The 14,459-nt window shown below is 50.9% G+C and carries 12 protein-coding genes; 1 reads left to right on the top strand and 11 read right to left on the bottom strand.

Going from position 1 to position 14,459, the window contains the following annotated elements; genetic code table 11:
* Positions 1 to 23: 23 nt before the first annotated feature.
* From D4L85_RS09580 to D4L85_RS09535, 10 genes are all read right to left on the bottom strand, one after another.
* Positions 24 to 1,361 carry a TolC family protein gene (locus tag D4L85_RS09580; RefSeq protein WP_160143635.1) on the bottom strand — a complete coding sequence of 446 codons (1,338 nt, stop codon included), beginning with the start codon at positions 1,359 to 1,361 and terminating at the stop codon, positions 24 to 26.
* Positions 1,351 to 4,467, bottom strand: a complete 3,117-nt coding sequence (locus tag D4L85_RS09575; protein WP_119754110.1) for an efflux RND transporter permease subunit — start codon at positions 4,465 to 4,467, stop codon at positions 1,351 to 1,353. Before D4L85_RS09575 ends, D4L85_RS09580 begins: the two co-directional genes overlap by 11 nt.
* A 31-nt stretch (positions 4,468 to 4,498) precedes the next feature.
* Entirely contained in the window at positions 4,499 to 5,539 is a 1,041-nt protein-coding gene (locus D4L85_RS09570) for an efflux RND transporter periplasmic adaptor subunit (RefSeq protein ID WP_160143634.1), read from the bottom strand.
* Positions 5,540 to 5,600: 61 nt separating this feature from the next.
* Positions 5,601 to 6,221 (bottom strand): dephospho-CoA kinase, encoded by a 621-nt coding sequence (gene coaE, locus D4L85_RS09565; protein ID WP_119754108.1) that lies wholly within the window; start codon positions 6,219 to 6,221, stop codon positions 5,601 to 5,603.
* A gap of 4 nt (positions 6,222 to 6,225) precedes the next feature.
* Positions 6,226 to 7,170 (bottom strand): CdaR family protein, encoded by a 945-nt coding sequence (locus tag D4L85_RS09560; protein ID WP_119754107.1) that lies wholly within the window; start codon positions 7,168 to 7,170, stop codon positions 6,226 to 6,228.
* Positions 7,171 to 7,267: 97 nt separating this feature from the next.
* A complete protein-coding gene (gene yajC, locus D4L85_RS09555; protein ID WP_073143397.1) occupies positions 7,268 to 7,576 on the bottom strand; it encodes a preprotein translocase subunit YajC in 309 nt (102 codons plus the stop codon).
* A gap of 101 nt (positions 7,577 to 7,677) precedes the next feature.
* Complete coding sequence (locus D4L85_RS09550) at positions 7,678 to 8,205, bottom strand: DUF1573 domain-containing protein (RefSeq protein WP_228450836.1); 528 nt, start codon at positions 8,203 to 8,205, stop codon at positions 7,678 to 7,680.
* 52 nt (positions 8,206 to 8,257) lie between these two features.
* Complete coding sequence (locus D4L85_RS09545) at positions 8,258 to 8,566, bottom strand: YtxH domain-containing protein (protein WP_073143396.1); 309 nt, start codon at positions 8,564 to 8,566, stop codon at positions 8,258 to 8,260.
* 114 nt (positions 8,567 to 8,680) lie between these two features.
* A complete protein-coding gene (gene nusB, locus D4L85_RS09540) occupies positions 8,681 to 9,820 on the bottom strand; it encodes a transcription antitermination factor NusB (protein WP_119754106.1) in 1,140 nt (379 codons plus the stop codon).
* Between the two features lie 492 nt (positions 9,821 to 10,312).
* Positions 10,313 to 11,413: a Glu/Leu/Phe/Val family dehydrogenase gene (locus D4L85_RS09535; RefSeq protein WP_119754105.1), complete on the bottom strand. Its 1,101-nt coding sequence runs from the start codon at positions 11,411 to 11,413 to the stop codon at positions 10,313 to 10,315.
* 155 nt (positions 11,414 to 11,568) lie between these two features.
* On the opposite strand from D4L85_RS09535, the gene D4L85_RS09530 reads away from it, so the two are divergent.
* On the top strand, positions 11,569 to 13,371 hold the full coding sequence (locus D4L85_RS09530; protein ID WP_119754104.1) for an ABC transporter ATP-binding protein: 1,803 nt from the start codon (positions 11,569 to 11,571) through the stop codon (positions 13,369 to 13,371).
* Positions 13,372 to 13,379: 8 nt separating this feature from the next.
* Here the strand turns inward: D4L85_RS09530 and D4L85_RS09525 are convergent, their stop codons facing one another.
* Positions 13,380 to 14,405 carry a tetratricopeptide repeat protein gene (locus D4L85_RS09525; protein WP_119754103.1) on the bottom strand — a complete coding sequence of 342 codons (1,026 nt, stop codon included), beginning with the start codon at positions 14,403 to 14,405 and terminating at the stop codon, positions 13,380 to 13,382.
* Positions 14,406 to 14,459 lie beyond the last annotated feature (54 nt).

Here is a 14,459-nt window from a genome sequence, read left to right as displayed (position 1 = left end):
CAACGTTTTGCTTTCAAGCTCTATTATTTCAACAAGCCGCTGTTGAGGCGCAGCAATTCCGTTTCGGCGATCTTGGCCAGGTAACGGGCGTTGATCAAACGGTTGTAGGCATCGGCCAGGCTTTGTTGGGCCGTGCGCAATTCGATGAAGGTGGCCACGCCGCGTTTAAAACTTTCCAATGAAATGAATAAGTTTTCCCGGGCTACCAAAATGTTCTCTTCTTCGATCAGCAGCACCTTCTTGGCGTTGTCGTAGTTGACGAACGCATTCTTCACCCCCACATCGACCAGGTTCTTTTGTTGATTATACAAAATCGTCTGACGCTCGACGAGGATCCGGGCCTGCTGGATATTGCGCCGGTTGTTGAATCCATTCAGGATAGGCATGTTTAGGGTGAGACCATAGTTGAATCCATTGTTCCGGTTGTCCAATGGTGTAAAATTATTGATAACTAACGAGTTGATCGAATGCGAGTAGGTGTAGGCCGACGTAAAGTTAATCACCGGGTAGCGTTCCCCGTGACGTTCGCGCAACGCGAAAGCAGCCACATCGATACTCTTTTTGTATGACAACAAGCTGAAGTTAGTGTTCTCGATATTTGTGGCGATCTCTTCCTCCTTCAAATCGAGGTCAATGATGATGGTGTCTGCCACATTGTAAACGGCAGGCAGCTGCATGTTCACCAAGCCGTTCAACTGGTCTTTCAGTTGTTGAATGATAGTTTGTTGCTGCAACACAGCCGTACGTTGAGCATTGAGGTCCACTTTGGCTTGCAACAATTCAGGTTTGGCGCCGGTACCCACCTGTAACCGCCGATCGGCCAGTTTCACCCGCTCCTCGCTTACCGACATCTGCAGCACGATGGCCCTCAACTGCTGTTCCTGGCGCACCACGTTGTAGTAGTTGTTCACCACCTGCGCGATGGTATTCACCATTTGCCCCTTCACATTCAGCTCACCCTGCTGTTCAATTTCTGAAAGTCTGGCGCGTGTGGCAAACATTTTGGCGCCGTCGAACAAGGTCCACGTCAGTTGAAGGGTACCGTTCAGACTATTGGATCTAACGCCTTTACGCTGCGTCACACTATCATTGGCCAAAACCTGCCGCTGGTCCGTTGAGTTCCAAATGCGGCTACCGGTGGCGTTGATGACCGGCAAAAGTACGCCAACCGAATATTTGTCGTCGGTGGCGGCCTGCTCCTGATAGCTCTTGTAGAGCTTCACATCATAGTTTTGCTCCAGCGCCAACGCCACGACCTGATCCAATTCTATTTTTACCTGCGTAGCGGTGTTTTCCTGCGCGACAACGGTTCCCGAAAAAATAATAGCACAGCAGACCGCTGTTAATACACTACGCTTCATAAACCAATTCCGCTTTTTTAGGGACTTCTTCGTTTTTAAATTCTTTACCAAAGTCAACATGCTTTTTCTTACGCGACAAATACGAATACATGGCGGGGATCACAAACAAGGTGAGGATCAGCGCAAACATAACCCCACCAACAATCACGATCCCCAACGGCCGGCGGCTCGTAGAGGCTGCTCCAAGCGACAATGCCAACGGCAGCGAGCCCAGTGCCATGGCCAAGCTGGTCATCAGGATCGGGCGCAGACGCAAACGCGATGCTTCCAGCACGGCATCCAAACGCGACATGCCTTCTTCACGCTTTTGATTTGCAAACTCCACGATGAGGATACCGTTTTTCGTTACCAAACCGATGAGCATGATCATACCGATCTGTGAGAAAATATTCAAGGTTTGTCCAAAGGCATACAGCGCAATGAACGCCCCGGCAAGCGCAAGCGGCACCGTGAACAGGATCGTAAACGGATCGACAAAGCTCTCAAACTGCGCGGCGAGGATCAAATAGATCAACACCAGGGCCAGCAAAAACGCAAACATCGTGTTGCTCGAGCTTTCGGCATAGTCGCGCGATGTGCCCGCCAGCGACGTGGTGAAGGTGTCGTCCAACACCTGCCCCTTGATCTCATTCATCACCTTGATGCCGTCGCCGATGGTTTTTCCAGGCGCCAGACCGGCCGAGATCGTGGCGGATTTATAGCGGTTGAAGTGATACAGCGAAGGTGGCGTGGTGGATTCTTCTACGTTCACCAGGTTGTCGATCGAAACGAGCTGACCGGACGAGGTGCGGACATACAGGTTCTTAAGATCGTCCGGGTCATCGCGGTCCAACCGCGACACCTGGCCCATCACCTGGTATTGTTTTCCATCTTTCGTGAAGTAGCCAAAGCGCAGGTTGCTATAGGCCAGCTGCAACGTTTGGGCTATGTCCTGAACGCTCACGCCGAGTTGTGCAGCCTTCAGACGGTTGATCTCAACTTTTAATTCTGGTTTATTGAATTTCAAATCGATGTCCACGCCCTGGAACACCGGGTTGCTGTTGGCAGCGTCCAGGAACTTGGGCAATGCTTTTTGCAATTTGTCGAAGTTGTTGTTTTGGATCACGAATTGCACGGGGAGCCCTCCTCTCCGGTTCACGGAGATGGTTTGTTCCTGTATCGCGAAAGCGCGGCCTTCGGGGAAACGCGACAAATTTTTGCCGACGTAGTCTACGATCTGCTGTTGTGATCGCGTGCGGTCTTGGGGATCGGACAAGGTTATGCGAACAAATCCGCTATTCACCGAACCTGCGCCCGAGAAGCCCGGGGCGGTCACGGAAAGGGCGGTTCTGTATTCCGGAACGGAGTCCATGATAAACTTTGTCATGTCCTGCACATACGTGTCCATGTAGTCATAGGAAGTGCCTTCCACTGCCGAAAGCTGCAAGCGGAATTGGTTGCGGTCTTCCATGGGTGCGAGTTCCGATTGCAGGTTCATGCCAATGATGAGGAACGAGCCAATACACGCCAGGATGATCACGAAGGCCACCCAGCGCACGCGCATGAACGCCGCCAGCATCCGGCTATAGCCATTTTCCATGCCGGCAAAGAATGGTTCGGTGACGCGATAGAACCACGAGTGCTCATGGTGGCTGCGCGTGAGCTTCACACTCAACACGGGCGTCAGCGTGAGCGACACAAAGCAGGACACCAGCACAGCGCCGGCCACCACGATACCAAATTCGCGAAACAGGCGTCCCACAAAACCCTGCAAGAACAGGATCGGCAGGAACACGACCGCCAGCGTGATGGAGGTGGAGATAACGGCAAAGAAGATTTCTTTCGATCCCTCCAGGGCGGCCTGGTATTTATTCATGCCGCTCTCCAGTTTCTTGTAAATGTTTTCCGTCACCACAATACCATCGTCCACCACAAGACCGGTAGCCAGCACGATGCCCAACATGGTGAGCACATTGATGGAGAAGCCCAGCAGATACATGATAAAGAACGTGGCCACCAGCGACACCGGAATGTCGATGAGCGGGCGAATGGCAATGACAAAATCGCGGAAGAACAAATAGATGATGAGCACCACCAGCAGGAAAGAGATGATGAGCGTTTCCTCCACTTCTTCAATAGAGCGCAGGATGAACACCGTTTGGTCCATGGCAATGCTCAGCTCTATGTCTTCGGGAACTTCTTTCTTGATCTGATCCAGGCGTTTGTAAAACTCACTGGCAATCTCTACATAGTTGGAGCCGGGCAGCGGCACGATGGCGAGGCCGACCATGGGGATATTGCTCTCACGCAGAATCGACTCTTCGCTTTCCGGGCCCAACACAGCTTCACCGATATTCTTCAAGCGAATGTCGCCGCTGGGCGCCGACTTGATGATCACATTTTCAAAATCTTCTTCCGTATATAACCTTCCAAAGGTGCGCACGGTAAGTTCGGTGTTGTTGCCGGAGATCTTGCCGGAGGGAAGCTCGATGTTTTCCTTGTTCAAAGCGGCCTGCACGTCCAGTGGCGTCAGGCTGTAGGCGCTTAATTTGGCCGGGTCGAGCCAGATGCGCATGGCATATTTTTTTTCACCCCAAACCTGCACACTGCTCACACCGGGAATTGTCTGCAAGCGTTCAACGAGGGTGTTGTTGGCATACTCGGTCAACTGCAGCGGGTTGCGTGTTTTGCTCTGCACCGTCATGGAGATGATGGCGTCGGAGTTAGCGTCGGCCTTCGATACGACGGGAGGTGTCGTGAGATCTTGCGGAAGCGAGCGCGACGATTGTGAAACTTTATCGCGCACGTCGTTTGTCGCCGTTTCCAAATCCACACCCAACTCGAACTCAATGTTAATGTTGCTGGTACCCTGGCTGGACGACGAGGTGATGTTCTTGATGCCCGCGATGCCGTTGATGGATTTTTCCAACGGCTCGGTGATCTGCGACTCAATGATGTCGGCGTTGGCGCCCGAATAGCTCGTGCGCACGTTCACGTTTGGTGGGTCGATGGCCGGGTAGTCGCGGATCCCTAAAAATTTAAAACCGATGATCCCAAACAGCACAATGATGATGTTCATCACAAACGCCAGGACGGGACGTTTTAAACTTATTTCTGATATGTTCATAACCTAAAGACGTTAGAAAAAAATGATCCTGTCACTTCTGGGATGAAACCCGCATGACTTTAATCTTTGCATTCGGCCGGATGGCCATTAACCCGGTAGTGATCACGGTATCGCCTACTTTCAACCCTTTCACGATCTGAACAAAGGCTGAGTCGCGGATACCGGTTTCGACCACCGTATAGGAGGCGCTGTCTTTTCGGAGTAAAATAACTTGCTTGTCGCGGGCCGTGGGAATGATGGACTGGGTCGGCACCAGCAATGCCTGGTCGTCTTTACCCAATTGCAAATTCACTTTGGCAAATACGCCGGGCACCAGCTCGCGGTGGTTCTCGTTCACGGTGGCCCGCACTTTGAGTGTACGCGTGTTGGCGTCTACGCTGTTTTCGGTGGCCATCACCGTGGCTCGGTGATAGTCCTTGCCGCCGTCGACCATGAAGGTGACTACGTATCCGGCTACAATCTCCTTGGCATATTTTTCAGGAATAGAAAATTCAAGTTTCAGTTTGTCTACCTGGCGCAACGTGGTGATGATGTCGGTGGGCGCGATGTAGGAACCGAGACTGATGCCGCGTAAACCAACTCTGCCGGTATACGGCGCGCGGATCTCTGTCTTGGAAATGGCGATGCGGGTGGACTCAATATCGGCTTTCAGGTTTTCTACATCGAGTGCGCTGAGGTCATAGTCTTGTTGGCTGATGCCATTGATCTTCAACAGCTCGTTGCTGCGTTCTTCGGTCTTTTGCTTGATCTGCAATTGCACTTCCAGCTTGTGGAGGCTGGCTTGCAGGTCTTTGTCGAACAATTTCACCAACAACGTTCCTCCCTGGACGAGACCACCTTCTTTGATGTTCAATTGCACGATGCGCCCTCCCACTTCCGCGCGAATAGGTGTTTCTTCGAAAGGCAATAACGAGCCGGGCACTTCAATTTTTTCGCTGATCGAACGGGCGCTTACCACAAATCCATCCACCGACAACGGCCCTTGCGGCTTCTTGCCACCGGTCGCGAAATCTTTCTTTTTTGCGCACGACGCCAGTACCACTACGGCAAAAAATACTCCACTGATTCTCAAAAATGAACGCATATTATAAGTTCGATAGCTATTTAGATTAACACGAAGGATGGATTCCGGTTCAGGCGCGTGAAGGAGTCAGGCCGACGGCGATGAACTGTTGGTGCAACTCCAGAACCTGCGGAATCAACAACGCTGTTTCATCGTTTACGACAATGTGGTCTGCCTGTTTCATTTTTTCTTCCTCCGGCATTTGGTTTCGGATGATGGCTTTTACTTGTTCTTCTGTGCGCTGCGGGTCTCTGGCGAGCACACGTTTTATTCTCAAGGCTTCCGGAGCGTGAACCACGATAACTTTGTCTAGTGATTGATGAGACCCTGCTTCAAAGAGCAGGGCGGCCTCTTTCAGGACATAAGGATAGTGCCGGTTACGCGCTACCCATTGTTTGTAATTTTGGCCTACCCGCGGATGCACCAAACGGTTCAGTCTTTCCAACTTCTCTACATCATTAAACACAGTGCGGCTCAAGTATCCACGGTTCAGGCTCCCATCCTCATGGAACGACAATTCTCCGAATTCTTTCTTGATCTGTTGCACGAGTATTCCATCGGTGGTCATTAGTTCTTTCGCGTGGCTGTCAGCATCATACGTGGGTACGTTTAGTGCCCGGAAAATTCTGCTTACCAGGCTCTTGCCTGAGCCGATGCCCCCTGTAATGCCAATTTGTAGCGGTTGATGCAAAAGGTTAAAACTTTACGTAAATGGAGTCCACGGCAAGCACTTTTGAATAGGGAGGTAAACCCGTCAACACCGGGAAGAGTTTCTTTTCTCCACGGCCCAGGTTCCCTAAATCAACTACCGCTTTTACCGAGTCAGGATGATAAGAAGCCAACGCACTTTGCGGGATCGTCACCTTGCAGGGAATTTTCTTTCGCTCGATGAAAGCCCATGCGCGCTTGGGCGGATTGATCACTTTCAGTGAAATGGAGTCGTCGCGCTCCACCATGCGATCGACGGAGAAGCTCACGGCCACGGTCGGGGGGTCGCGCTTCACCAACTCGTTGTTCAGGAATGTAACCTCCACATCGTCGTGAAAGTTCTCGTCGATGTTGCGATCGGGTATCTTCAAATACAACTGGCTGGACAAACTGTTGATGAGCTTTTGCGGCCCTTCGATAAACACCGAATCCGGCACGACCGAGACGGGGCTTGTGATGGCATAGCCATCGCGAAATAAGATGCTCGGCGAATCGAGGCGCAGATGGATCCAGCGCGAGGCCTTGGGTTCGATGGCGATGCGCAGGGTGTCGCTAATAACGAAGTTGATCTTAAACTCTTCCAACTGTGTGGAGAACAACGCCGGCAAAGTGCTCCCCACGATCTTTCTCACGTCGGCAGGTCGCTCCAGGGAGATCACGAGCGCGGGCACTTTCAACCCGGCACTGCGGCGGAACAGGTTCCAACCGATGCCCGAAACGTTGATGCGCACCGACTTGGGCAACGGGCGCACGGGGACAAAGTTTTCGTGGTCGTAATCAAAGGCTAACGGAAAATTAATATTGGTGGTGTAGTTCTTGTTGAGGGCATTAAAAAACCAGAACACCATCGCGGCAAAAATGCACAGCACGATGGCGTTCCAGTTTTTCCGGTTAAATCGAAGTATGTTGAATATGGATTTGAAAAAACTCATCGCGTATCGGTCGAATTACTTTTTCACAGTCCACATGTTGCGTCACTGCGTACCGCCGGGATCGTGTCCCGTTTTGGTTTAACCCCTCAATCCGGTATTATTTTTTTGTGTTGGCGGCTTTGGTAGCCTCCATTGAAATGGCGGTCTTATTGAAGCGGATGCGTCCGCCTTTCTCCACTTCCAAGATAAAGGTATCGCCTTCCATTTCGGCTATATAACCGTGTGCGCCTCCAATAGTTACAACATAGTCGCCCTTCTTCAGTTCGTCGATGAACTTCTTTCCGTCTTTGGCTTTCTTTTGCTGCGGACGGATCATGAAGAAATAAAACACCAGGATAATACCGGCAATGGGGATCAATTGTTGTACCTGAAATCCGGATGATGCTTGCAATAGGATGGAATACATAAGTCTGAAATTTTTTTTAAGGCTTCAAAGGTATCTCAATTAAAACAAACATCCCAACCTGCTCAGGCAGATTGGGATGCGTTGGTTGATCTCGGATGCGCTTACTTCGCAGGGCCCGCCTTGGGGGTCACCATCGCCTTGAAGCGCAGCACCGTTTGTTTGGGCCAGGTGTTGGCCGTTACCGTCACGGTCTTGTTCTGAATATTGGATTTTCCGTTGCTGTCGAATTTCGCTTTCACAAAGCCCGTTCCACCAACCGGGATGGACTCTTTTGTCCAATCGGGCACCGTGCATCCGCAGGAGCCTTGCGCACCTTGGATGATGAGGGGTGCTTCGCCGGTGTTTTTAAAGGCATAAGTATATTCCACTACATCGCCTTCGTTGATCGTGCCGAAGTCGTGGTCTTGGGTCTGGAATTCCATCTTGGGCAGCGGGCCTTCGGGTTTTGCCTCAGGGGCCGGCGTGGTGGGGGCGGGTGCTCCCGGTGTGGCGGTTTTCTTGCCTTCTAATTCAGCCAGGCGGCTTTCCAGTTGTGCGATCCGCTTCTCGGCGTTCTTGTCCTTGCAGGCGCTGGTCATCACGGCCACAAAGGCCAGCAGAATGAAAGGCTTTACCAAATACTGTTTCATGTTCATTTAAATTTATCGGTTCTTCTGTTTTTCAATTCAACGTTCAGCGGGGTTAACCTTTTTTGCCGCGGATCTGTTCCAACAAGTCGTCCACATCTTCCAACAGGCGCTCGGCCTTGTTCTTCGCTTCGTCCACCACTTTCTGGCCCTGCGATTTGGCTTCGCTGGTGAGCGGTGTTTCTTTACCTGACACGAAATCGTTGATCAGGTCCTGGAGCATGTTCCGGTATTTGTCTAACTGGAACGACAACTTTTCACGGGTATTTGTTCCCTTGTCGGGAGCGTACAGTATGCCCAAAATCGCGCCCGCTGCCGCACCGAAAAGAAAAGCCATCAATGTATTTCCGCTCTTTTTGCTCATAAAAGTTTAAAATTAATTAGGGTTTCTGCGCAAATTCAAAATTTTAACAATTTTTAACAAATCGCTTCCGGCCCTGCCGGGACGTTCCGGTGATTAACCCGGCAAAGGGCGTTTTTATTTGTTGTCGATCAACCCGCGACCGCTCTTTTTCAGGGTGCCGGCGTCTTTCAATTCCTTGGCAATCACGTCGAGAATGCCGTTGATGAACTGGCGGCTGTTGGGGGTGCTGTAGTTCTTGGCCAGCTCGATGTATTCGTTCATAGAAACTTTTACCGGAATGTTGGGGAAAATCAGCAACTCGGCAATGGCCATCTCCAGGATCACCCGGTCGGTCAGCGGCAAACGGTCCACCTCCCAGTTGCGCGTGTTGTTGGCAATAAGCTCTTTGTATTTCACATCCAGCGACGCGGTGGTGTCGTACAGGTTTTCAATAAATGCCTTGTCGTCGTCCCAGTTGATCGACAACGTGTGCAAGGTCAGCGGCGTCTTTGCCTCGGGATCGAACGACTTGATGGTCTTCTCCACCATGCCTTTCACAATGTCCTTGTCCTCTGCCCAACGCAACACCTCTTCCTCAAAAAAGTCGTTGATGACGGTCTTTCCCAGGATCACTTTTTTGTAGAGGTGGTTGATGAATTTTTTCTGGTCTTCCAGCGTGGGACTTTTCTTGTCGAGATAGTTCAGGTATTCATTTTCCTGGCGGATCACATCGCGGAACCACACCTTCACGCGCTCCGGCTTGTCCTGCCAGTGACGGCCCAATTTCAGGGCGTCTTTGTTCAGCGCTTCACTTTCCACCAGGCCCTTTATCCAGGCGTTGTTCACAAAATTTTTGTGGCTCACTTTTTTATCGGCGGCAGCCAGTTCGGCAAAGGCCGGCACCAGCTTGAGCACCTCGATGTAGCGGTCGTAGATCTTCTCTACTTCGCTCACCAGGTTCTTGCGGAAAAAATCGGTGTCTTTTTTGGTTTGTTTGCTGTAGAAAACGAAGCATTCGTTCACCACTTTCTTGATCTTGGCATCTTCATGGTCCACCGAGGTCTCATGCTTGGCAAACGTGGATTCAAACAGTTTTGCCGCCTTTTTCTTTTGGGCGTTCAGCAGCGGCTTGTCCTGCACCTCCATGGAATTGAGGTCGGGCAAAAAGGCTTCGTTTATTTTTTCGAGGCACAATTCATAATTGGCTTCTTTGCATTGTTGCAGTGCAAACAGGCTCTGCATCACTTTTATTCGAAGGCTTCTTCTGTTAAGCATGGTAAAGAACAGCGTTTAAAGTAAAATCCGGGCCCAAAAAAATCCAAACCCAGACGATTAACCCATCACTATTATACAAAAGGTAACGGGGGCACAAAAATAAAACATCCCGCCAGCTTTCACTAACGGGATGGGGATTTCTTGAGCTTGGGAGGATGTTATCAGGAGCCAGGAGCCAGAAGCCAGTGCTTGGCAGGCGGCAGTCAGTAGCCAGTAGCCAGGGCCACCAGTACTTGGGAGTCTGTAGTCAGGATCCCGGGGGTCAGTACTTAGGGGTTGGTCTTCAGAATCCAGTATTCAGGAGCCAGCGTCAAGTGCGTTGGAATGATTGGTGGGTGTCATGGTAAGTCAGCGGAAACGTTTACAAACTCAAACCACCAACACTCGACCCTCACACCTCACTCCCGCACCCTACTGGCTACTGACTACTGGCTACTGCCGCCGAAGCACTAGCTCCTGGCTCCTGGCTTCTGGATTCTGGCTCCTGAAAAGCTATCTCGATACTTTCACAAGCGCCATCTCCGCTATCCGCTTCTCACACAGCTTTATGGCCGCTTCCTGGCTCGACAGCTTCTCGCGGGTGGCCAGGTTTAAAATATTCAAGCACGTATCATAGATCTTCTCCGTTTGCTCCATAACCCGCTGGCGGTTATAGTGCCCGAGGTATTCGTTATAGACATTGATCAGTCCTCCGGCATTGATGAGGAAGTCGGGAGCGTAGGCGATGGAGCGGTCAACCAGCATGTAGCCGTGTTTTACTTCGTCTTTGAGCTGGTTGTTGGCGGCGCCGGCGATGATGCTGCACTTGAGGCGGACGATCGTGTCGTCGTTTACCGTGGCACCCAGGGCGCAGGGGGCGTAGATGTCCATGTCGAGGTCATAGATGGCATCCTGACCTACGGCCGTCACGCCGTGTTTGCGGACGATGTCGGCTACTTTGGCTTCGTGGATGTCGGTGATGTAGACCGTGGCGTTTTCTTTTACGAGATGTTCCACGAGGTGCATGCCCACTTGGCCAATGCCCTGAACTGCAATCTTCTTGCCGCTGAGGCTGTCGTTGCCGTATACTTTTTTAGCGGTGGCTTTCATGCCCAGGTAAACGCCATAGGCCGTTACCGGCGAAGGATCTCCGCCACCCCCCATGGATTCGGGGAGGCCGGTGACGTGTTTGGTTTCCATGGCGACAAACTCCATGTCGGTCGTTTTCATGTTCACGTCTTCGGCAGTGATGTATTTGCCATTGAGGCTGTTCACAAATTTTCCGAAACGGCGCAGGAAGGCTTCCGTTTTCATGGTGTTGGCGTCGCCGATGATGACAGCCTTGCCACCGCCCAGGTTCAGACCGCTGATGGCGGCTTTGAAGGTCATGCCGCGCGAGAGACGCAAAACGTCCGTGAGGGCTTCTTGCTCTGAAGTGTAGTTCCACATGCGCGTGCCGCCGAGGGCGGGACCCAGCACTGTGTTGTGAATGGCAATGATCGCTTTGAGGCCCGTGGCCGAATCCTGACAAAACACGACTTGTTCATGACCCAGTTGTGACAGCGTGCCGAAGATGCCCGCGTGTTGCACTTTTTCAAGTTCTTTAATCTCCATCGGATTTGTTTTACGTTTGATTGTTGTAGTTTTAAACCCCGGTTTTCCAAGGTCCCTTTTTGTTAAGGAATACGCAAAATTACGTCGTTTCAAACGTTTGCAAGAACTATTGGAAGTATATTTCGTTTAACGGAAGGCCCGCCAAATTTTTTTGAATGAAAGAATTAAAGTACCTCAATAAATACCTGTTAAAATATAAATGGCTGCTCCTCTTCGGAACGCTGTGGGTCATCATCTCCAACATTTTTCAGATCGTTCCCGCCATCATCGTGCGACACTCCATCGACCTGGTGGCCGATAATATCCGCATCTTCCAAGCCTTCAAAGGCACACCGCAACAGCAGGATTATTTCAAAGTTTTTGCCTTCGGCATCTTAGTCTATGCAGGACTTATTTTATTGATGGCCTTCCTGCGCGGCATCTTCCTCTACTTTGTGCGGCAAACGCTGATCGTGATGTCGCGCTACGTGGAATATGATCTGAAGAATGAGATCTTCGAGCATTATCAAACCCTCCCCCTCAGCTTTTACAGAAGGAACAACACCGGCGACCTTATGAACCGCATTGCCGAAGATGTTGGGCGCGTGCGGATGTATCTGGGGCCTGCCATTATGTACGGTCTTCAGCTCATCACGCTGTTCATGATGCTGATCCCTTTCATGTTCAGCAAAAGCCCCGAGCTAACATTGTATGCACTCAGCCCGCTGCCTTTTCTTTCGCTCAGCATTTTTTTGGTAAACAATAAAATGGAAAGAAGGTCGGAGCAGATCCAGAAAAGTCAATCGCGTCTCTCCACGTTTGTTCAAGAAGCCTTCAGCGGTATTCGTGTATTGAAATCCTTTAACCGGGAACAGCAGTCGCTCTCCAAGTTCGAATCGGAAACCGATATCTATCGCCGGCAATCGCTGAAGCTCACCAAAGTGCAGTCACTCTTTTTCCCGCTCATCATGGGGCTGATCGGCATCAGCACGATCCTCACCGTGTATGCCGGAAGTGTGCAGGTGATCCAAGGAAACCTCACCTTTGGCAACATCGCCGAGTTCATCATCTATGTGAACTTGTTAACATGGCCCGTCACTTCATTGGGATGGACCAGCAGCCTTGTGCAACGCGCCGAAGCTTCGCAGAAACGCATCAATGAGTTTTTGAAGATCCAGACCAACATCGTCTCGGAAAAAAAACTCGATCGCGAGATCCAGGGAAAGCTGGAGTTCAAAAATGTATCCTTTACCTATCCCGACACGGGAATCAAAGCGTTAAAAAATATTTCGTTCTCCATCCAGCCCGGCGAGTCGCTGGCCATCATCGGCACTACCGGCTCGGGCAAAAGCACGGTGTCGGCGCTGGTCTCGCGTTTGTATGACGCGCGCGATGGCGAGATCCTGATCGACGGTGTCCCCATCGCCGACTACGACCTGCACGCGCTGCGAACCCAGATCGGTTATGTGCCGCAAGATGTATTTCTTTTTAGCGACACCATTTATAACAACATCGGCTTCGGCTTGAAGGACCCCGAAGAGGAGAAGGTGATCCAGGCCGCGAAAGATGCGGATGTGTATGAAAACATTATGGGCTTTCCCAACGGATTCAGTACACGCGTGGGCGAGCGGGGCATTACCTTATCCGGTGGACAGAAGCAACGCGTGTCGATTGCGCGGGCCATTGTGCGTGAGCCGAAGATATTGATGTTGGATGATGCGCTGTCGGCAGTGGATACGAAAACGGAGAACACCATCTTGAATAGCCTGAAGCGGATCATGCAAGGACGTACGACCATCATCATCTCTCATCGCGTGTCGTCTGCCAAGTTAGCAAACCGCATTGTGGTGCTTGTCGATGGTCATATTGTCGAAGAAGGCACGCACGATGCGCTCATCGCGGCCGAGGGTATGTACAAAGACCTCTTCGAAAAACAAGGACAGCTCGACGAGGCCGAGGCAAAGGATTATGACCAATAGAGAGGAGGTCATTGACATTCCGTCAATAAGGCATGCTTTTGCTTTTCATCATATGTGCCTTTTTGAAATGCCCTCCTGATATAATCGCATCCCGATTTCGGTTTTTGCCGGTTCTTGCAGACACCGATGTGATACAATGCTTCGGCCTCTTCTGGCGCGCTGAGTTTGAATGTTAAGATTTTTAAAAAATCCGTTATCGCCGCCGAGCAGTCGCCTGTGTTGTAATAGGCCATCGCTCTTAACAGATAGGCGTCTTTGCGAGCCTCTTTTTGCACGCATACCGTGAGGTGAGGAATTGCATTTTCATAATCCCTTTTATGAGACAAAAGCTCCCCTGCCAGACAATTTGCCATTTCATCGCGGGGATAAGCTTTTAGATACACTTCTATACTGGCAAGGGCTTCATCCCGATCACCCATCCGTAAATAAAGAAGGGCTCGAGGTCCATACGCCCTGACATATGTTTTGTCGGCATCGATCGCGTCATTCACGTCTTGCAACGCACCCTTAAGATCACCCAGTTGCTCGCGGGCATAAGACCGGTTGTTTAAGAGGTTAGGATCTTTGGGTCTCAGCCGGATGATAGAATCATAGTCACGCGACGCCGCCTTATAATTTTTCGATTCCAGGTAGGCATATGCCCTGAATGAATACGTCAACGAATCCACTTCCCGGCTCGTGCCCATGATCTGGGTGAAATCAAGTATAGCAGAATCGTATTGTTTGGAATTCAGATAGATCGATCCTCTTTGTCCGTGAGCTTGCCATATTGCCGGATCGATCTCAATGACTTTGGTGAATTCTTTTTTTGCTTCGTCAAACTGGCGCATTTTGACCAGCCATTCGGCTCTCCGCATCCGGAGGGCAGCCGAGGTTGGATCCATTTTTATAAGGTTGTCCAAATAGACGGTGGCCTTTTCCAAATCTTCCTGGTCACTAAAATATTCCAGACTGTCAACATCGTCGCCGTGTTGCGCATACGTAGGTGTGATGAAGCAACAGAGAAGTGCAACAGTAATGGCTATCGGTTTCATGGGCGGTTGACGCTCTCTTTCGCAGCGTGGGGGTTAAAGCAGATGCAATTTACA

This window comes from Chryseolinea soli, from assembly GCF_003589925.1.
Taxonomy (GTDB): Bacteria; Bacteroidota; Bacteroidia; order Cytophagales; family Cyclobacteriaceae; genus Chryseolinea; species Chryseolinea soli.
The sequence above is the reverse complement of the archived record's forward strand: the minus strand, read 5'-3'. Positions and strand labels throughout refer to the sequence as shown.